General features: G+C 34.8%; 15 protein-coding genes and 1 tRNA gene. 7 read left to right on the top strand and 9 right to left on the bottom strand.

Features of this window, described 5'->3' with window-relative positions; all coding sequences use genetic code 11:
* Positions 1-51: 51 nt before the first annotated feature.
* On the top strand, positions 52-2,460 hold the full coding sequence (locus tag IC221_RS17970; protein WP_188170294.1) for a patatin-like phospholipase family protein: 2,409 nt from the start codon (positions 52-54) through the stop codon (positions 2,458-2,460).
* 128 nt (positions 2,461-2,588) lie between these two features.
* On the opposite strand, the gene IC221_RS17965 is transcribed toward IC221_RS17970, so the two are convergent.
* The 4 genes from IC221_RS17965 to IC221_RS17950 form a co-directional block, all read right to left on the bottom strand.
* Complete coding sequence (locus IC221_RS17965) at positions 2,589-4,469, bottom strand: 7TM diverse intracellular signaling domain-containing protein (RefSeq protein ID WP_188170293.1); 1,881 nt, start codon at positions 4,467-4,469, stop codon at positions 2,589-2,591.
* Between the two features lie 214 nt (positions 4,470-4,683).
* Positions 4,684-5,010 (bottom strand): iron-sulfur cluster assembly accessory protein, encoded by a 327-nt coding sequence (locus tag IC221_RS17960; protein ID WP_044204187.1) that lies wholly within the window; start codon positions 5,008-5,010, stop codon positions 4,684-4,686.
* A gap of 78 nt (positions 5,011-5,088) precedes the next feature.
* A complete protein-coding gene (locus tag IC221_RS17955) occupies positions 5,089-7,128 on the bottom strand; it encodes a M3 family metallopeptidase (protein WP_188170292.1) in 2,040 nt (679 codons plus the stop codon).
* A gap of 91 nt (positions 7,129-7,219) precedes the next feature.
* Entirely contained in the window at positions 7,220-7,792 is a 573-nt protein-coding gene (locus tag IC221_RS17950; RefSeq protein ID WP_188170291.1) for a YqgE/AlgH family protein, read from the bottom strand.
* A gap of 415 nt (positions 7,793-8,207) precedes the next feature.
* Between IC221_RS17950 and IC221_RS17945 the strand changes: the two genes are divergently transcribed.
* From IC221_RS17945 to IC221_RS17930, 4 genes are all read left to right on the top strand, one after another.
* Positions 8,208-10,445 carry an ATP-dependent helicase gene (locus tag IC221_RS17945; RefSeq protein ID WP_188170290.1) on the top strand — a complete coding sequence of 746 codons (2,238 nt, stop codon included), beginning with the start codon at positions 8,208-8,210 and terminating at the stop codon, positions 10,443-10,445.
* A 111-nt stretch (positions 10,446-10,556) separates the two neighbouring features.
* Entirely contained in the window at positions 10,557-11,654 is a 1,098-nt protein-coding gene (locus IC221_RS17940; protein WP_188170289.1) for a hypothetical protein, read from the top strand.
* On the top strand, positions 11,654-12,640 hold the full coding sequence (locus IC221_RS17935) for a YpdA family putative bacillithiol disulfide reductase (RefSeq protein WP_188170288.1): 987 nt from the start codon (positions 11,654-11,656) through the stop codon (positions 12,638-12,640). Before IC221_RS17940 ends, IC221_RS17935 begins: the two co-directional genes overlap by 1 nt.
* The gene (locus IC221_RS17930; protein WP_188170287.1) at positions 12,641-13,351 is read left to right on the top strand and encodes an SDR family NAD(P)-dependent oxidoreductase; all 711 of its coding nucleotides are present in this window, start codon (positions 12,641-12,643) and stop codon (positions 13,349-13,351) included.
* A gap of 106 nt (positions 13,352-13,457) precedes the next feature.
* Here the strand turns inward: IC221_RS17930 and IC221_RS17925 are convergent.
* Positions 13,458-13,534, bottom strand: a tRNA-OTHER gene (locus tag IC221_RS17925).
* 799 nt (positions 13,535-14,333) lie between these two features.
* Between IC221_RS17925 and IC221_RS17920 the strand changes: the two genes are divergently transcribed.
* Positions 14,334-15,977, top strand: coding sequence for an ATP-binding protein (locus tag IC221_RS17920; protein ID WP_082026467.1), 1,644 nt, complete (start codon positions 14,334-14,336; stop codon positions 15,975-15,977).
* Positions 15,964-16,671, top strand: a complete 708-nt coding sequence (locus IC221_RS17915; protein ID WP_044204205.1) for a response regulator transcription factor — start codon at positions 15,964-15,966, stop codon at positions 16,669-16,671. The genes IC221_RS17920 and IC221_RS17915 overlap by 14 nt, the downstream gene beginning before the upstream one ends.
* Before the next feature lie 73 nt (positions 16,672-16,744).
* On the opposite strand, the gene IC221_RS17910 is transcribed toward IC221_RS17915, so the two are convergent.
* The 4 genes from IC221_RS17910 to IC221_RS17895 all read right to left on the bottom strand — a co-directional run bounded on the left by IC221_RS17910 (position 16,745) and on the right by IC221_RS17895 (position 19,956).
* Complete coding sequence (locus IC221_RS17910; RefSeq protein WP_188170286.1) at positions 16,745-17,176, bottom strand: hypothetical protein; 432 nt, start codon at positions 17,174-17,176, stop codon at positions 16,745-16,747.
* 510 nt (positions 17,177-17,686) lie between these two features.
* Positions 17,687-18,154 carry a hypothetical protein gene (locus IC221_RS17905; protein WP_223241422.1) on the bottom strand — a complete coding sequence of 156 codons (468 nt, stop codon included), beginning with the start codon at positions 18,152-18,154 and terminating at the stop codon, positions 17,687-17,689.
* Positions 18,155-18,250: 96 nt separating this feature from the next.
* Complete coding sequence (locus tag IC221_RS17900) at positions 18,251-18,790, bottom strand: hydrolase (protein ID WP_188170285.1); 540 nt, start codon at positions 18,788-18,790, stop codon at positions 18,251-18,253.
* Positions 18,791-18,909: 119 nt separating this feature from the next.
* A complete protein-coding gene (locus tag IC221_RS17895) occupies positions 18,910-19,956 on the bottom strand; it encodes a DUF3626 domain-containing protein (protein WP_188170284.1) in 1,047 nt (348 codons plus the stop codon).
* Positions 19,957-20,001: the final 45 nt, after the last annotated feature.

The raw sequence follows: 20,001 nt of genomic DNA, 5'->3' as shown, positions 1-20,001 counted from the left end.
TTTCTGAGTCCTTGTTGGTAGCTTCACTAACAAGGACTTTTTTTTAACTGTATGAAACTCAATAAGCATCTTTTATTCTGTATTTTCTTTTTTTCTCTCTTCACCTCTAAAAGCTATTGTCAATCAGTAACTGATGAGAGTGCATTTCCTAAAAAGGATAAAAATCGAAAATCCGTTGGACTTGTTTTAAGTGGTGGTGGTGCCAAAGGTATTGCACATGTTGGTGTAATAAAGGTTTTGGAGGAAAACGGAATTCCTATAGATTATATCACAGGTACATCGATGGGTGCTATTGTAGGTGGTTTCTATGCTGCAGGATACACTAGCAGTGAAATTGAGGCTTTCATGCGAGATCCCGATTTTCAAGCTTGGGTTTCAGGTCAGATCGATCCCGATGACGAGTTCTATTTTGGACGCCAACAAGAAGGTGCCGAATGGATTAATTTTAATATTCAACTCGATTCTAACTATTCAGTAGTATGGGATCCTACTATTATTAAAGATGCAACTTTAAACTTTGCCCTTTCTGCTCGTTTATATAAAGCTTCTCATGATGCGAATTATAACTTCGATAGCCTCAGCATTCCGTTCAGGTGTATAGGAAGTGATATTTTCGAAAGAAAAGCAGTCACAATCAAGGAAGGTCAACTCGAAAGAGCTATTCGTGCTTCCATGGCAGTTCCATTGGTTTTCAAACCGATTAAAATTAATGATAAATACTTGTATGACGGTGGTGTTTATAATAACCTCCCTGTAGATGTCATGAAAAGCGACTTTAATCCTGATATGGTTATTGTCGTCAATTTAGGAGCCAATGATATGCTGGAAGAATATCCTTATGAGAACGACGAGGAATTGGTAAAAGGTAATGTCTTAAAGTATATCGTAATGAACAACACCTACCCGGAAGAGGACATAGACCTCACGAAAGATGTCTATTTGGGTGTTCCGGTTGATGATTACTCTGCGGCAGATTTTACTCCAGTAGATACATTGTTAAGCATCGGTTATAATTTCGCTTCTTCAAAAATTGATCAAATCAGTGAAATGTACGGGGAAGACCAACCAAGAGCAATCCCTAGAAAAAGCAGCTTCGACAATCTTTTCACTCCTGGTATTAAAGAAATCAACTTTGTAGAGCTTAATAATGATTTATCGTTTAATCAAAGGTTGTTTGTAAGAAATATTGTGAAGCCCAATAGACGAAAAAGTACTTCTGTTGATGAACTTTTGAGCGGTTACAATATGCTTATTTCAAATAATTATTTCAGTGATATTGACGCTTACTTCTATTATGATTCATTGGATCTTGATCCTAGATTACACATTGATGTTACCCCAAATAAGAAATTAAGAGTTGGTGTTGGTGGAAATATTGCTTCAAGAAATATTGGCCAAGCTTACATCAGTGGTCAGTTCAGTATTTTCACCCAATCACTGAATACCGTTAAACTGAATGCATTCGCAGGTGCGTTTTACAGTTCATTCAGCGCTGAAATCGAATCCATGTTCGCCAAAGAAATTCCTTTTTCGGTAAGTGGTGAATTTATTCTGAACAGATGGAATTACGCCAATGCTCAAGAATTAATCTTTGAACAAAGAGACAAACTCAATCTTCTAAGAAAAGATAACTATGCAGGATTGAATGCCTGTTTTGCAACAGGACGCAAAAGTAAGCTTACTGCTTTTGGTGGTTATACCTTTAATGAAGATAAATACGATCAAATAGTGGTGTTAGCGGATTCTGCTACAAATCAAGGCGTCCCTGTTGATTTGATTGGTAATGAGAAATTGGACGGATGGATTTTTGGATTGAAATGGGAGTCCAATACCTTAAATGCCCAAAAGTTTCCAACAAAAGGGCGCTATTTTAAGATTTCAGCCAAAAATATACTCACTTATAACAGGTTCAATTTGATGTTGAATTCAGCCGTTAATCAAAGTTGGAATAGAGACTGGTATACTCTTCAAGCTGAATACGAGCAATATTTCCCTATGAAAATTTTCACGTTAGGTGTGAAAGGACATGCTGCTTATTCCAATTACACAGAATCGGTGACAATATCAGCCTCATTAGCCAACTCCATGGCTTATTACCCTCTATTAGATTCTAAATCTCACTTCTTTGAAGCCTTTAGGTCTCCTCGATTTCTTGCCGGAGGTCTAAAGATTATACGACCTCTATGGTCCGAAAGCTTTAATGTTCAATTAGAAGGTCACGCATTCCACTCTACCGTGAAATATGTAAAAGGAGATACTCCATTATTCCCAGTAGTACAAGAAAAAAGCTTCTGGGACTTCAGTGATATGGATTACGCATTGGCAGCATCATTAGTATACAATAGTCCAATTGGACCTTTTAGCTTATCTGTCAACCATTATAATGTGGAAGATCACAATTTTATGGTATTAATCAACCTTGGTATATTAATCTATAATAAGAGAATGATGGAAGAATAAGACTTTAATTTAATCCACTTTTATATGAAAATTTGATGATAGTAAAGTATTTGATTTCCATAAAGATAAAGAGGTGATTTGTATTGTATTCAATATAAATCACCTCTTTATTTTATTGTCTTTTTTAATTAATCTTTCAAAATCAATTCCTCCCAGCCTTTATGTTTTAATTTCTCTTTGGAGCCTAACTGTTCTGCTTTTTCTTGCATTGTTTCTTTGATCTTTTTCGAGAACTTCCAACAGGTATTTTGTCTCATCTCTAAAATCTCAGATAACTTCGTTGATGAAATATCACCATCCTTAGCAAACACGATAAACACCATATAAAAGGCTTTTTGGATAGGAAAATGTAATCTATGGAAAAGCGTACCGGCTGTTACTGACTCATTATAGTTACACTTTTTACATCTTCTACTGTTCACCCCTGCTCCTTTTGCATAGGTATCGTTGCCGCATTTTTTACATTGGAAGCCATTTTTCCATTTGATCTCTTCCAAATAGGTATAGCAGCTTTCATCAGAAGGAAACATCTTTTCAAATTCATCAAAAGTAACTTCCTGCATCAAAACTCTTGCAGATTCTAACTGTTCCACATCCTCATGCAATTGTTCATTTTCTACTTTAAGTTGAGCGTTCATCTCTTGAATTTGCTTTCTATGCTCATTCAATTGATCATTTACCCACTGCAGTTCATCATTTTTAAGAGCAATAATTTCCTTTTGCTTTGCAATCTCTTCTGTTCTTTCCTCCACTTTTTCCTCAATGATTTTTTCTCTTACCTGTAAATCCTTGATCAATTGACCTTGTGCCTGTTCCTTTTCTTCCTTTAAAATTTTGAAGCGTTGGAACTGTCCTAGCGTCATAAATAGGCCGGTTAATAGTAACCCCACGTTGTAAGAATACACTACTACAATAGCGTGCGAGATAAAAATTTCATAAGCCCTTAAAACCTGTAATGAAAGGCCTATCATGATGACTAAATAACCTAAAAAGAAGTAGGTCACCTTTACCTCTGATCTTTTTATATCCAAAAGCATGTAGAAGAGGATAATGATAAAAGGCACTAAAAAAGTAGGTAGCTGCCATAAACTATCATTAAACGATTTGAAAACAATAAAGTAAAGTGTATTCAAAAGTGTGATTCCCCAAATTGTCACATAGGTTTTGAATGATTTTTTTCGAATTTTCAAAACACTAACACTCAAAGCCACAATCGACAACATACTTAATGTAGATGAATAACGCATCAGAATATAATTCCAATAAGGTTGATTGGCAAAAAGATATTGGGCTGCTAAATTATCTTCTGATAGATCAACACAAATACTTGCTATTAAAAAACCCGTCAACAGTAAAATATCTTTATCTCTTAGTGTCAATAACAAAAGAACGGTCGCTAAAATAAGACAGATTAAAATACCATAATTTGTCCCTAGAAGCATGTATTCTGTAATAGAATAAGTGAACAAGTGATGTGCTCTACTCATCTTATAGAAAAGTACATTATTGAATTCACTGTTATACTTCAAATAAACTGTGATGACCTCGTCTTCTCCAGATTCTAGCCCTGTAATTGGAAAAATTATATTTTTATGCTTGAATTTTCGTTTATCAAAATCATGGTCGTACCCTCCTGTTTCTGCATAAATCACGGGCTTTTTACCAACTTGAACATATGCTTTTACACTCCCCACATGACTATCGGGCACTTCAAAAAACCATTGATCCATCCCTAAAGGTTTACCTTGAATCTGCACTTTTACCCAATAACTCTTCACTCCTTTTGAAAATAGAAGCATATCCTTCTGGGGAGTTTGAAAGAAATGATTGGGGTCTGTCAAGATATCAGAGATCTCAATATTATTCTCAGGATCTTCTAAAAGTAGTATTTTAGAAGATGGAACATATACTACATCCTCATAAAAAGGTATCTCTACTGGCGTTAGATTTTGACCTATTGAATTGGTAGTAAGAAAAATGGATAAAAAGATAAGTAAATAATAATTCATAAATAAATTTCGGAATACTGTTAGTTAGGCGACAACTTGCCTTTTTACTTGGTATAAATTAGAACGAAACACGTATTTTTTTGAGGTAGTTTAAATTACTTCAATGAGTAAATGTATAAATAATTTCAATTTATTTAAATGATAAGGAACCTTTTAAACAAAAAAATAGCCATAGAACGCATCCTATGGCTATTTTTGTTTTAAATGATTATTATTAAATAGAAAAACTTTCTCCACATCCACAAGTTCTACTTGCATTAGGGTTTACAAATTGAAAGCCTCTACCATTTAACCCATCAGAAAAATCAAGTGTAGTACCTGCTAAGTATAACAAGCTTTTCTTATCTACATAGATTTTCACTCCTTTATCTTCAAAGATATCATCTGTATCTTTTACTTCCGCATCGAAGGTTAAGTCGTACATTAAACCCGAACATCCTCCTCCTTTTACAGAAACACGAACATTTTGATCATCATCTCGACCTTCTTGTTCTCTTAGTTCAATAATGCGCTTTGCTGCTGCATCTGTTACATCTATCATAACTATATAATTAAGAAAGGATAACCTTTTATTTGTTCAAACAATTTTTGTGAATAAAACAAAGGTACTACTTTTTTATTAGTTCAACAACCCAGCTCTTCTAAGAAGGGCGTCAACCTTTGGTTCCTCTCCTCTAAAACGTTTATAAAGTTCCATTGGATCTTCAATACCGCCTCGGGAAAGAATATTTTCTTTGAAACTACTTGCAGTCTTCTTATCAAAGATTCCTTTTTCTTTGAATAATTCAAAAGCATCTGCATCCAACACTTCTGCCCACTTGTAAGAATAGTAGCCAGCTGCGTATCCGCCTTGGAAAATATGAGAGAAAGCTACACTCATGTTCACCCCTTCCACTTTCGGTAAGGTATCAATAGAGGTTGGTTCCATTGCTTTTTCTTCAAACTGACTTACATCTGCCACTTTTCCATCATGCAATTGGTGATAGGACATGTCTAGCAAACCAAAACTTACTTGTCTTAGGGTTTGATAACCTTCTAAGAAAGTTGATGATGCCTTGATTTTATCGATCATCTCTTGTGGAATTTTCTCTCCCGTTTCATAGTGACTTGCAAAAAGGTCTAATGCCTCTTTTTCATAACACCAGTTTTCTAAAACTTGAGATGGCAACTCTACAAAATCCCAATACACTGACGTACCTGTCAAGCTTTCGTACTTTCCTTCTGCCAACATACCATGTAAAGCATGTCCAAATTCATGGAATAAAGTAGTGACTTCATTGAAAGTCAATAATGATGGTTTTGTTTCTGTAGGTTTTGTAAAATTACAAACAATAGAAACGTGAGGTCTTTTCTCCTCTCCATTATAAATTGACTGTCCTCTGAAAGATGTCATCCATGCACCACCTCTTTTACCCGCTCTTGGGAAAAAGTCAGCATAGAATACAGCAATATGTCTTCCATTACCGTCTTTTACTTCATACGTCATGACGTCTTCATGATACTTATCGATGTCTGTTCTGGCTTCGAAATGTAAATCATAAAGTTTTGAAGACACTTCAAAAACTCCATTTAAAACATTCTCTAATTTGAAATAAGGTTTCAATGCTTCATCATCAATGGCATATCTTTCCTTCTTCAATTTTTCAGACCAGAATCCCCAATCCCAACGTTGTACTTCCTCTGCACCATTCAGCTTTGCATAGTTAACTACATCCTCTACCTCTTTGTTTGCCGCAGGGTGCGCTTTTTGTTCTAAATCGGTTAAAAAGTCAACAACAGCCTTCGGTGAAGGGGCCATTCTTTTCTCTAATACATAATCTGCATAGTTATCAAAACCTAAAAGCTTTGCCTTTTCATTTCTGTAGTGAACGATTTCTTTAACGATTTCTTGATTATCATTGTCACCACCATCAAAACATCTTGTTCCAAAAGCAGTGAATAATTCTTTTCTTAATTCTCTACTCTCAGCATAAGTCATGAAAGGAATATAACTTGGGTACTGAAGAGTAAATTGCCACTTTCCTTCTTTACCCGCTTCCTTCGCTGTCATTGCAGCACCTTCTACCACTGCTTCAGGTAATCCTGCTAAATCCTCTTCCTTATCAATCACTAATTCATACGCATTTGTAGCCGCCAAAACGTGCTCTCCAAATGTCAATGATAACTTTGATAACTTTAGGTCTACCTCTCTTAACTTCTCTTTATTTTCTGCATTAAGCTCTGCTCCATTTAAAGAAAAATCTTTGTATGTTTTTTCTAAAAGGCGAGCATCTTCAACATCTAAATCTAAAGTTTCCTTTTGCTCATAAACGGCTTTTACTCTTTCAAATAATTTCTCGTTCAAAAGAATATCATTACTAAGAGAACTTAATTTTGGAGATACTTCCTGAGCAATTTTCTGAATCTCATCATTTGTCTCTGCTGAATTCAGATTAAAAAATATACTACTAATCTTCCCTAGTGTATCTGAACAGTGTTCTAATGCGACAACGCTGTTTTCAAAAGTAGGAGCTTCGGTATTATTTTCTAATGCTGTTATATTTTCTTTCGCTTCTGCAATAGCGGCATCAAAAGCGGGAATAAAGTGTTCTTCTTTGATTGCTGAAAATGGTGCTGTTCCAAATGGGCCTGTAAAATTTTCTAATAGAGGATTGCTCATTAAAGTATTATTTTATTGTTCAAAAAGATAGCCTTTAGCGTTGAATTCACTAAAGGCTATACAATATCGTATGATCTATTTTAAAAGTCTACTAATTCATGCGAATATTCTTGGCTGCATTCGCAAATACTTTGTACTTTCCACCCATTTCACTGAGTGTATTTTTCCATATGTCATCTACGGGTTCATCCAATATATGATTTAATCTTGCATTGGAAACCACCCAAGAATCTTCTTTTAATTCTCCACGAAGCTGTTGGTTTTCCCAACCAGCATAACCCATAAAAAACCTACAATTGCTTTCATTCAAGATCCCTTTTGTATTGAGTGCTTGTATTTCCTCATAATCTCCACCCCAATAAATACCGTCTTTGAGAGGAATCGCATTGGTGATCTCTTTAAATTTATGAATATAGTGCAATGTATCTTGTTCTACTGGTCCTCCCACATAAATTGGACTATCAATAGCTAGACGAGACTCCACTTCTTCAATAGTCACCATAGAAGGTTTGTTAAGGATCAAACCAAATGATCCTTTTTGTTCATCATGTTCGCAGATTAAAATTACAGCACGTTCGAAGTTACGATCCTTCATATAAGGTTCTGAGAGCAGTAAATCTCCGTTTTCGATAGGACGCTGTCCAAAGTTGATAGTAAAATCCATAGTTCAAAAGGGGCTAATTCAAAGTCATCTATATATTTCTTTAGAAAGTTTTCTTGTTTCGGTGGGAAACTATTTGATCCTTAATTTCAAAATATCATCTAGAAAAGCAAAATGTATTCACATTAAATTGGAATAATACCACGTAATTCTCAGAAAATCACTAAAAATAATGATCTAAAAATTTCAAAAAGGTTCATTTTTTCAAAATAAATTTAAGGAATTTTAAGAATGAAAATTTTAAGCTGTACAGAAATAACTTTTTATTGTCTTTTTTTGTTTAAAGCATAGCTTTGAAACATAAACAATTTAGAGTTGACATTTGTTTGTGCATCTTTTGAACTAAAAACCGAGCAAATGTATAAAAATGTAACAAAGTGGTTGTAACTTCGCAATTCAATCGCAGAAATAAAAAAGTATGGATTATTTAGAAGGATTAAACCCACCACAGCGAGAAGCTGTTGTAAATATGGAAGGCCCAATGATGATTATTGCTGGTGCCGGATCTGGTAAAACAAGAGTTTTGACCTATAAAATTGCACACCTGATTGCTAATGGTGTTGAGCCTTTCCAAATCTTATCTCTTACTTTTACCAACAAGGCTTCAAGAGAGATGCGTGAACGTATTGTAGAGGCAGTTGGTGATGAAGCGAAAAACCTCTGGATGGGTACATTCCACTCCGTATTTGCCAAAATTTTACGTTTTGAGGCCGATAAGCTGGGGTACCAATCAAATTTTACCATCTATGATTCTGAAGATGCTAAATCGGTCATTAAAAGTGTGGTAAAGGACTTCCGTTTAGATGACAAACTATACAAACCCAATGTTGTATTAAGTAGAATTTCTGCTGCAAAAAATGACTTGATCTCTTGGAGAGCCTACGAAGGGAACAATGATAGAAGATTAGAAGATGAAGCTACAGGTAGACCAAAGATTTTCGAAATTTATAAAGAATATGCGATCCGATGTTTTAGAGCAAATGCAATGGATTTTGATGATCTTCTGTTCAATACCAATGTACTTTTCCATCAGCACTTAGATGTACTCAACAAGTATCAGCACAAGTTCAAATACGTATTGATTGACGAGTTTCAAGACACCAACATCTCTCAATATTATATCACGAGAAAACTAGCCGCTAAAAATAGAAATATTTGTGTGGTAGGCGATGATGCTCAATCAATTTATGCTTTCAGAGGTGCCAATATTCAAAATATCCTAAACTTTGAAAAGGATTACCCTGAACTTAAAGTCATCAAATTGGAGCAAAATTACCGTTCTACACAAACTATTGTAGAAGCAGCAAACTCGGTAATTAAGCACAATACAAATCAGCTTGAAAAGAATACTTTTACTCAAAATGCTATTGGTGAACGTATTGAAGTCATTCGTTCCGCTACAGATTTGGATGAAGCAAAAGCAGTAGCACAAAGTATTCAAACCGCAATGATGAGAGACCATATTCCGGCTCAAGACATTGCTATTTTATACAGAACTAACTCTCAGTCAAGAGCATTGGAGGAGGCCTTGGTGAAATTAAGTATTAAAGCTCAGATTTTTGGAGGTCTTTCTTTCTATCAGAGAAAGGAAATCAAAGATATGATCGCCTACCTAAAATTTGTCACCAACCCAAAAGATGAAGAAGCATTTAAAAGGGTTATCAATTATCCAAAAAGAGGAATTGGACCTACAACTGTCAACAATCTATTTGTAAAGGCGGCTGAAAATAAATTAGGGATTTGGGATGTGGTTGCCAATGTAAGACGTTTCTTCGGTGGTAGAGTGGCGACGCAAGTGGAAAACTTTGCCAATATGATCAAGGTATTCCAAATGCAAATGGAATCTAAAAATGCCTTTGAATTAGCCTCATTCATAGCCAAAGGATCCGGCATACTAAAGGAGCTTTATGACGATAAAACTGTTGAAGGTAAAAACAGATACGAAAACCTTCAAGAACTCTTGAACGGTATTCAAGGTTTTACAGATGATCCTGAAAAAGAAGATAAAAGCTTAACCACCTACCTGGAAGAGATTTCATTAATCACCTCTGCTGAAAAAGAAGATATGTCTGACGCCATCACTTTGATGACTATTCACATGTCTAAAGGTTTAGAGTTTGATTACGTTTACTTGGTGGGCATGGAAGAAAACCTATTCCCGTCTCAAATGATGTTGGAAACAAGAGCTGATCTTGAGGAAGAACGTCGTCTGTTTTATGTAGCAATTACAAGAGCGAAGATCAAACTATTTATGACTTATGCTTTGCAACGTTACCGTTTCGGAAAATCAATCATGTGTGATCCTAGCCGATTTATTGATGAAATTGCTCCTCAGTACATCAGCATGAAACGTAGTAGTATCAATGATGATTTGGGCCCTGGCAACGTCCCTGGCTTCTCTAATTATAGATCACTTCGTCAAGCACCTTCCAACTTCACAAAGAAAGTCGTACTACCAAAAGACGACCGTCCTTTTGTCCCATCAAAATCGGAAGAAATTAAAGAGGGACTTACCGTAAGACATATGAAATTTGGTGATGGAGTGGTAGAGAAAGTCGCTGAAGAAGGTTTAGACCGTAGAGCGACTATTCAATTTGAAGAAGTAGGTAAAAAGACATTGATCCTTACTTTTGCAAAATTGATGATCATAGAATAGTACACCTCATTTTGGTGATTCAAAAAAACCGTAACTATCTTTAAGTCTTCTAATAGTTTAAGTGATGCTATTAGAAGACTTTATTTTTGATTCATCTACTATCAAACATATATGAAAATCTTTTTTTTATTAATCACATTTATCACATGTATCACTCCTTTAATTCAAGGTCAGGACATTCAAGCCCCACCTTATTTCTTGGAGTTTATGGAAAAGAATCCAAAGAAATTCCATCTTACTTATCATGATACTGGCGGTAAATTAATCAAATGGAACGACGAGCAGCTTTCCAATGTCAACGGTCTTGTGTACTGGCTTTTTGCCTTGGAATATGTAAGACAAGTTGAAAATGATAATTTCTCTGCGACAGAAAGAGTACCATTAGAAGATATTGTTCGTTTTGATGCCTCAAGCAACAAAATGAAAGTCTGGAATGATTACCTTAACAAGACTAGAAAGCTTCTGAATAAAAAGGTCAGAATGAGAGAAATTGTGAGTGGAATTATCAACTTCGGTAATGATGCGAATGGTGACTATATGATTTCAAGACTTGGACTGGACTCTGTAATGTCTTCCGTTCAAACTTTTCAAATGTACAACACCACTGCTCTTTTCCCCCTTTCATCTGCCAATATTTACATCCACAACCCTTATCAGGTTCCGCATCAAGAATTTGTAAATCACATCAAAAATGAGAACCTAAATGAATTCAGACAAGAAGTCTACGCTCTGTTCGATACTCTTGTACATGATTCTTTAGGTACTAAAGTCGGAACTTTTGAATTTGCCCCTGGCAGACATAAAGAGTATGCTGCACTACTGTCTGATCGAATGCCACTTGGCCTCGTTTCTGATTTTAATATTCTAATGCAAAAAATCAACGAGAGAACATTCTTCAAAGGAGGAATGGAAAAAGAGTGGTACAAGACAGTAGAAGAGCCCCTAATGTCTTCTAAAATTATGCAGGAACGCTATAAGCACTGCGGTAGATTTGTGTATTCTACTGTCAACAGTGTGGTGATTTCTATGTATGCAACTTTCCAAAATGGCAAAAAGGTACACCTAACAGCCACTTTTGAGAACTTAACAGAGACAGAACATATTGACCTTGCCCTTTCCATCAATGATTTTGGGTTTTCACTTTTAGAAAACAAAGAGTACTTGAAACAAGTACAGGATAAGGTCAACTTCTTAAGAATGAAAAAATAATGGAACAAAAAATATACGATTCACTTATTGTAGGTGGAGGTCCTATTGGGATGGCTTGTGGTATTGCTGCCAAAAAGCGTGACCTTTCACATATTATCATCGAAAAAGGATGCTTGGTCAATTCCCTTTACAATTATCCGGTGAATATGACCTTCTTTTCCACATCTGAAAAGCTAGAAATCGGGGATACACCTTTTGTCTCACACAATCATCGACCTGTTAGAAGGGAAGCATTAGAGTATTACAGAAGAGTGCAAACTCTTTGGAATTTAAATGTTCATCTGTTTGAAGAAGTAGTAGGAATTAAAACGACCACTATAGAGGGGAAATTGGTATATGAAGTCTATACATCCAAAGCAAGTTATAAAGCTTATAGCATCACCATTGCGACAGGTTTTTATGACATCCCCAACTTGATGAATATTGAAGGTGAAACTCTCCCAAAAGTGAAACATTATTACGATGATCCGCACTTGTATGCCTTTACAGATGTAGCGGTGATTGGAGGGGCAAATTCCGCTATTGATGCAGCACTAGAGACCTATAGAAAGGGTGCCAGAGTTACATTGATTATAAGAGAAGAAGAAATCAACGACAGAGTGAAATATTGGGTAAAACCAGATATTGAGAATAGAATCAAAGAAGGAAGTATCAAGTGCTACTTTGAAAGTGAAGTGGAAGAGATTAAGAAAAAGTCGATTGTCATTAAATCAAAAGATGCTTCTGTAGAAATCCCTAATGACTTCGTATTAGCGATGACAGGCTACCAACCTAACTTTGATTTCCTCTCAAAAATGGGAATTTCCCTAGCGGAGGATGAATTAAAAACTCCTTCTTATAATGAAACAACACATGAATCGAATATTGAAAATATATTCCTTGCCGGTGTAGTTTGCGGAGGTATGAAAACGAATACTTGGTTTATTGAAAACTCTAGGGTTCACGCTGATATTATTTACAATACACTTAAAGAAAGATTAAAATAGATGAGTACAATTTTTATTACAGGTACAAGTAAAGGTCTTGGAAAGGGTTTTGCTGAGTATTTTTTACAAGAAGATCATCAAGTATTAGGTTTTAGTAGAAGTGAAAATACTGAATTAACAGCATCTCCTAATTTCAAACATCATAGTATTGATTTAGAAAACCTAAATGCAATTGAGGAAGTGATTGAAAAAGCATTAGGAGGTGTTGAAGCATTAGACTTGGTCATTCTTAATGCGGGTGTGTTGGGTGAAATCCAAACTATGGTTGACTCTGCGGTTCCATCCATGCAAAATGTTATGGATGTCAACTTATGGAGTAACAAAGTGATACTGGATACCATTCTTAAAAAAGGGATTGCTGTAAAACAAGTAGTAGGCATTTCCTCAGGTGCTTCTATCAACGGTAATAAAGGTTGGTCGGGCTACTCCATCTCTAAAGCAGCGTTTAATATGATGATTAAGCTCTACGCTGCCGAACATCAAGACACACACTTTACTGCACTCGCTCCAGGTTTAATCGATACAGGTATGCAGGATTACCTGTGTGGAAAAGTAAATCATGAAGAGTTCCCTAGTATTCAAAGATTACAAGAAGCAAGAGGAACTACAGCTATGCCTAATGGCACTGAAGCAGGTAAATTGATTGCTGAATTAATTCCTAAACTTTTGAATACACCTAACGGAAGCTACCAAGACGTAAGAAAACTTTAAAATAAGGCCATAATTTATGATTATGGCTGTTTTAAAAACATAAAAAAAAGGCTCGTAAAACAAGCCTTCTTTTTCGCTATTTCTCATTGCTACTTTCTACTATGAGAACGAAATATGGGAATCGAACCCACGTCCTTCGCTTAATCAAATTAAGCACTGCTCTGACCACTGAGCTAAATTCGTTGATGATGAAAATATTTTTGAGGTCTTAGCCTTAATTGGTTAATACAATAATACAAACTAGATTTACTTAATTCTAGTGTTTCTTAATCCTTATTTGCTAACAAAATTAAATAAATGCTATTTTCAAATTCAATCTCCTATTTTTCAGCCCTTTAATCTATTTAGTAATACTTGTAAAAATTACTTAATATTTATCTCATAATCTTAACAGATTCAAAACTCCCCTTTTTCAACATCTTAAACTACGAACACAACCGATGGAAATGCTCTATTACAAGGGTATTTAATGAATATTTACTCACTTTAAAAGTGCTAAATTCTACTTATAAATTAGAGGGCTACTTTACGTCTTCTATTCGATTAAAGTCACTCTACACATAAAGAAACCACTAAAAAAGGAGCATTGAAAGTATGACTACTTCGCCTTAATTGTACTTATCAATGGAGAAGCCAACTTCTAAACATGTCTGAACCAAACCACCTTCAATAACATAAATATTCATCTTACTATACATTAAATGTATAATGTTATGAGAAATATCATTCTTATAGCATCTTACTTTTAAAACAAACAAAAAATAAGTATTTATTGTAGAATTAAAATAAGATTTGTTAAATACTAAATAAAATGTAAAACATTACTTTTATTTGCAGTGATCAATGTTACTTTTAACATATTGATTTTTAGTTTTTAATTATACCTATTTTAAGCTACTGATAAAAGAATAATATACTTTTTAGTTATGCTCTAAGTAGATTATTAAATGTTAGTATTAACTTCTTATCGAAAGAATATAATATGGCAAAAAGAAGGCTCATTACAATAATAACCTTGATGTGTATTGCGATGTTCGGATTAGCGGCGCTCCAATATTATTGGATCAAAGAGGCTATTCAGGAACGTAGAAGCCACTTTGAACAAGAAGTGGGTGAGCTACTTACAAATGTGGTTAAAAGGCTTGAGCAACAAGAAGTTTTACAGGTTACGAAAAGATATTTAGACGATATTTCTGTCACCAATAGTGATGTAAAAGTAAGATACGATTCTGTTAAACAAGAGGCTTATTGGACAAGTAAACAGAACATTAATATCTCACAAACGATTAGTTCTGATAAATTAGCCAAACAAGGCATTGCTTATAAGGTGCAAGAGAAAGCTGAAATCAAAAAGTCGGGTAAAGCGACTAAAACGATGCTTTCCAACATTGAAGGTGCGAAATATGGTATCAATGACTCTACTAGTCAACCTAAAATAGTCAGTAATATCACATCAGATTCTACGGCTCGAAAAAGGTTGGATATTGCCATGGATCTGATCATGAAGAAGACAGACCTTGTCAATCAAGTGGTCAGCGAAATGATTCTCGCAGAGAATACCATGCTGCAAGATCGTGTGAACTTTGAGATGCTGGATTCATTACTTTCTCAAGAAATTGAGAATAAAGGGTTAAAAACGGTTTATGATTTTGCCGTTTTACAGCGTGAAGGAGACCGAGAAACGGTAATTATGAGTAGTAATGTGGAAAGAAATCCCAAAATTATTAAAAGTGCTTATCATATTACCTTATTTCCTAAAGATGTTTTTGATAATTCTAACACTTTATTTTTAGAATTTCCGCAGCAAAACAAGTTTTTGATCAGTAAAATGAGGTTTGTCCTCTTTTCTTCTTTAGGGTTTATTTTGTTAACACTTCTTACTTTCATATTTGCTGCCAAAACTATAATTGACCAGAAACGTATTTCTGAAATAACAAACGATTTCATTAGTAATATGACGCACGAGTTGAAAACTCCTATATCGACCGTAGCGTTAGCGACAGAGGCTCTGATGGACCCAGATGTACAAAAGATGCCAAGTATAACAGGTCGCTATCTCAGTGTTATAAAAGATGAAAATCAGCGTTTGAGCAGACAGGTGGAAAGAGTACTGCAAATTGCCCGAATTGAACGTGGTGATTTAAAACTCCGAAACGTGGATGTTGACATGAATAAAATAATGCAGGTTGCTTACGAAAACACCTTGATCAAAATTGAGGACCGTGGAGGTAAATTATCCTTCAATTGGGCAGCCGGTGAGGTAAATGTTAAAGGAGATGAGTTACATTTATCTAATATTATTTTTAACTTGTTAGATAATGCTAATAAATACTCTCCGGAGACACCAAAAATTGATCTTTCTGCTATTAGAAAGAAAGAAATGCTGGAAATTCATATAAAGGATGAAGGTCAAGGTATTCCAAGAGAACATATTAGTAAAATTTTTGACAAATTTTATAGAGTGCCTACGGGCAACGTTCACAATGTAAAAGGTTTTGGTTTAGGCCTTAGCTATGTCAAAAATATCGTCGAAGCCCACAAAGGCAGCATTCGCTGTAAGAGTGAGCTAGGCAAAGGAAGTGAATTTATTATACAACTACCAATATCTGAAAATGGACAAAATTAAAATTTTACTTGCGGAGGATGATCCAAACTTAGGAATGTTACTTACTGAGTATTTAGAAGTTAAAAACTTTGATGTAACTCGTACTCAAGATGGTGAGGAAGCGTTAAGAGCCTACCAAGATGGTGACCATGACTTATGTATCTTCGACGTAATGATGCCTAAAATGGATGGTTATACTCTTGCAGAGCGTATCCGTAAATCAGATGTAGATATTCCAATATTTTTCCTTACAGCGAAATCAATGAAAGAAGATACGCTAAGAGGATTTGAAGTGGGTGCTGATGATTATATCACTAAGCCATTTAGTATGGAAGAGCTTTTAGCTCGTATCACATCGATCTTAAGAAGAACGAAGAGTAAGACAGACTCAAAAGAAAAACAAACTATTTTCGAGATTGGTAAGTTTACTTTTGATTTTAATGCTCAAATGTTGAAATACAACGAAGACGGTCATGAGCAACGCCTTACTTCAAAGGAATCTGCTTTATTACGTCTTTTAGCAATCCATAAAAATGAAATTATGGACAGATCTTTAGCATTAAAGAAGATTTGGTTAGATGACAACTACTTCAACTCAAGAAGTATGGACGTATATATTACGAAGCTTAGAAAATTCTTAAAACCAGACGACAATTTACGTATCGTAAACGTTCACGGTCAAGGATTCAAGTTAGTAGAATTAGGTGCTGAATAGTCCACACCAAAAAATATTGAAAGCCTCCATTTTTTGGAGGCTTTTTTATGCTTGAATTAAAAAATGAAGGTTTCTAATATTCATAAAGAACATCACCTTCATAATCTTTAATATTTAAATACACTCGATTTCCACCCACTTGAAATGCTGAAATATCAAAAGATAATTCTTTAGTGATGTAAGCTTCACAAGCTTCTGGATTTTTCATTGAAAGTCTTAAGTTTCTTTGCGGAGGGTCTGATTCCAAAATTACATTAGCATCCACTAATTTTACTTCCCAAGAATCTCCACTACAACCACTTGAACTGAAATTCACTTTCAAACAATTGCCTTCAATTACTACACTGTTGATGGCTACATAATCAGATGGAGCGTTGATGTACTCACCTTCACTCACTATTGTAATTAAATCACAATCTGTTGGAATCATAGGAGTAGTTGTGGTGCTTTTAGAGCAGCTGATGAGTAATAGACCTGTTAGCGTTAAGAAGAGTAAGTTTTTCATTTTATTATTTTAAATAAGTATTAAACACTTACAAATAAGACAGTTGAAAAAGAAGTTTGACAATGTTTTTGTTAAGGAAAGTACATTTTAAACTAAATTATCTTCATCTTTATATCGGCCTTTTTACAAGCATTTATAGGGTCAACTTTCAAACTTCCTTCTTCTTCATTTTTCCATTGATGAAAAACGAAGCAAAAAATCTAGGCTTAGAAGTCAAAAGCTAAATTCCATTTCTCTCGCCCATTAAAAAGATAACTCGATCAAAACTTCATCGTTTTGAGATGCTCAAACAGCAAAATCATTTTTAACGGCTCAATACATGGAATTCTTTACGCTTTTCCCTTCAATGCCAGGGGAATACTACCAAACTAAAATGGTAGAAAGCTCAATAGCGCGAATGTTAAGCGTAAGCGTCATTCGTGTCCTTCATATCATCAGGAATCTCCTGATTTCTGAACACGATAATTTAGTCTACAGTGTAATAAGTCAAAAAATCAATGACACTTTATTTTAACCTTGGTACTGCCTTACACTTACTACAATTCCATTATTTAATTTGATTTCCAAGAAGTCAGGATCTATTCCAAAGAGCGCAGGTACAAAACCCAATTCATAAATAATTTTGTCTTCTTGTTTGGATAAATAGCCTGTCCCCAAAACAGTGATGACCTCATCCAGAGATTTACCTATCAACATTTTACTTTGGATAATATCTTCTGACAACTCATAACGTTGCTCTACATTAGCATTCCATTGGCTTTGTGTAAAATCTCTTGATGGGTAGTAGCTAACAGAAGCTATCCAAGTCAAAATTAGTCCAACATAAACGATTGGACTGACGATCACTGTAGGAATCAAAGCCAATTTCTTTCTGTTTTTGATTGTGCCTATATTCAGCTTTTTCATGCTCCATAGACAAACAAAATAGACTGGTATGGAAAGGATTAGAATAATAATTGGTACTTCAGGACTCATCATGTTATTTATTTTGTATTGCTTTAACTAATGCTTAAACTACGTTTAATGGACTCATTAGGTTACGTATACATCTTCAAAATTTGACTTACAAAATATTTATTTTATTAAAGACAAGATCTCCTTAAATTCTTTTCTCTTTGAAGTTCTCATTAATTCATAAAGACACATTTCAACATTAGTGATGCCTACTCCTGCTCTTTCAAATTTACGTAAAGCGACATCTATATTTTCCTCTTTTCTAGATGAAATTGCATCTGCAACCACCTCTACGGTATAGTTTTTTCCAATCAGTCCCATCACTGTTTGATACACACAAATGTGAGCTTCAATGCCACAAATAATCCAGTTTTGCTTATTGAGTGCTTTAATCTTATTCTCCACTTCTTTTTCAGCCATAGCATTAAAGCAAAACTTTCCAATAGGGGCATTGTCAATAATATGTTCTGCTATTTCTTCAATTGTACTTCCTAATCCATCAGGGTTTTGTTCCAACCATACCACTGGTATATCCAAGATCTGACACCCCTTCAAAAGATTTTTTATATTCTTAATTGTGGCTTCGCTTTCATGTACTTTTCTTGCCAGGTTACCTTGTACATCTACCAAGATTAAACCCGTATATTCAACGTTTAGCATATTTTATCTATTTGTCTTTGAGTTTAAAAATATAAGTTCTTAGCACTTTATAGTTACTTTTCACTATCATCAATTTAAAGAATTCTTCGATGGGCTACAATAAATCATTTGAAGGAGTATCATTTTATGATGTTTCCAAACCTCACAATACAATGCCACAAATACTTCAACATCTGCAAACTTTCACGGTCCCTACCGATATCTTTAGCAGCTTTACCTAGTAAATAAGCATTTAACTTTCTGTCCTTTCCAAACTTCTTAGCATACTCGGGTACCTCCGGTCCTCTAAAGTTTGAAGGAAAGTCGCTAACATCTAATTCTAGTCCTGCATTCCAAACCAATGCTATATTATATTTCTCACATAGTGCCTTAAAAAGGCTCTCGAATTCAGTATTTAGATAAGAACGATCTGCTACTAATTTATCGACATCCCTTTCCAACAAAACATCTCCATGAATCTGTGTTTCTATATAAAAATCAAGGTTTTTTGAAGCAGGTATGAAAGCTGAGTTTTTTTGAAATTGAGAAAGAGACGTATTGATCAGAACCATAAAATCTTCAACTGTTAACTTCGTTGCTCCCAAGGCCATTTCTCTTGTGAATAAATCCTTAAAAACTCCCTCATGTATTAATTCAAAATAATCAATTGTACCTATCTCCTTAGGAAAATCATAAGTATCTCCATAAGTGAAAGTTGCTCTTTGGCTTACTTCAGGTTTCAATAAAAAATAACAAGAACCAAATCTAGGAGCTGGTCCATCACTTGTCATCGTTAAGTTTAATGCACCGTATTTGGGGCGTTCTTTTGGAGCTGTAGAGCGATATGCCTTTTTAAAAACCTTACTTTCCCAAGTATCACGGCCTCCACCTGTAAATGCAGAAACACTCCCTGCCGAGATATTGGTTTCATATTGATTCTTGTATCTACCGGATTGTATCAATCCCTCAATTACAGTTATTCCTTCTGAATAAATACGGTCAGGGTGAAAATGCATTGCGATTTGAGAAGTTTCCTTTACATTCTTAAAATACAGATCTGATACCGTTTTATTGATGTTGGATTGATATAAAATCATCTCGATTGTATCCATGGATTTACCCTTTGCAGTATGGATATATTCTAAAACGTTTTCAATGGCTAAGGCTTGTGACTTGGTTAACTTCATATTATCATTTTCAATTGAACGCCAATGAAATTACAGATTATCAAT

Origin of the sequence: Flammeovirga sp. EKP202 (genome assembly GCF_014534745.1) — a bacterium.
In the GTDB taxonomy this organism is placed as follows: Bacteria; Bacteroidota; Bacteroidia; order Cytophagales; family Flammeovirgaceae; genus Flammeovirga.
The sequence above is the reverse complement of the archived record's forward strand: the minus strand, read 5'-3'. Positions and strand labels throughout refer to the sequence as shown.

Excerpts from the sequence above, each read along its gene's own strand:
- IC221_RS17895 (WP_188170284.1), bottom strand. The coding sequence starts at position 19,956 with ATGAAGTTAACCAAGTCACAAGCCTTAGCCATTGAAAACGTTTTAGAA.
- IC221_RS17965 (WP_188170293.1), bottom strand. The coding sequence starts at position 4,469 with ATGAATTATTATTTACTTATCTTTTTATCCATTTTTCTTACTACCAAT.
- IC221_RS17955 (WP_188170292.1), bottom strand. The coding sequence starts at position 7,128 with ATGAGCAATCCTCTATTAGAAAATTTTACAGGCCCATTTGGAACAGCA.
- IC221_RS17960 (WP_044204187.1), bottom strand. The coding sequence starts at position 5,010 with ATGATAGATGTAACAGATGCAGCAGCAAAGCGCATTATTGAACTAAGA.
- IC221_RS17905 (WP_223241422.1), bottom strand. The coding sequence starts at position 18,154 with ATGATGAGTCCTGAAGTACCAATTATTATTCTAATCCTTTCCATACCA.
- IC221_RS17920 (WP_082026467.1), top strand. The coding sequence starts at position 14,334 with ATGGCAAAAAGAAGGCTCATTACAATAATAACCTTGATGTGTATTGCG.
- IC221_RS17940 (WP_188170289.1), top strand. The coding sequence starts at position 10,557 with ATGAAAATCTTTTTTTTATTAATCACATTTATCACATGTATCACTCCT.
- IC221_RS17935 (WP_188170288.1), top strand. The coding sequence starts at position 11,654 with ATGGAACAAAAAATATACGATTCACTTATTGTAGGTGGAGGTCCTATT.
- IC221_RS17945 (WP_188170290.1), top strand. The coding sequence starts at position 8,208 with ATGGATTATTTAGAAGGATTAAACCCACCACAGCGAGAAGCTGTTGTA.
- IC221_RS17900 (WP_188170285.1), bottom strand. The coding sequence starts at position 18,790 with ATGCTAAACGTTGAATATACGGGTTTAATCTTGGTAGATGTACAAGGT.
- IC221_RS17915 (WP_044204205.1), top strand. The coding sequence starts at position 15,964 with ATGGACAAAATTAAAATTTTACTTGCGGAGGATGATCCAAACTTAGGA.
- IC221_RS17930 (WP_188170287.1), top strand. The coding sequence starts at position 12,641 with ATGAGTACAATTTTTATTACAGGTACAAGTAAAGGTCTTGGAAAGGGT.
- IC221_RS17910 (WP_188170286.1), bottom strand. The coding sequence starts at position 17,176 with ATGAAAAACTTACTCTTCTTAACGCTAACAGGTCTATTACTCATCAGC.
- IC221_RS17950 (WP_188170291.1), bottom strand. The coding sequence starts at position 7,792 with ATGGATTTTACTATCAACTTTGGACAGCGTCCTATCGAAAACGGAGAT.
- IC221_RS17970 (WP_188170294.1), top strand. The coding sequence starts at position 52 with ATGAAACTCAATAAGCATCTTTTATTCTGTATTTTCTTTTTTTCTCTC.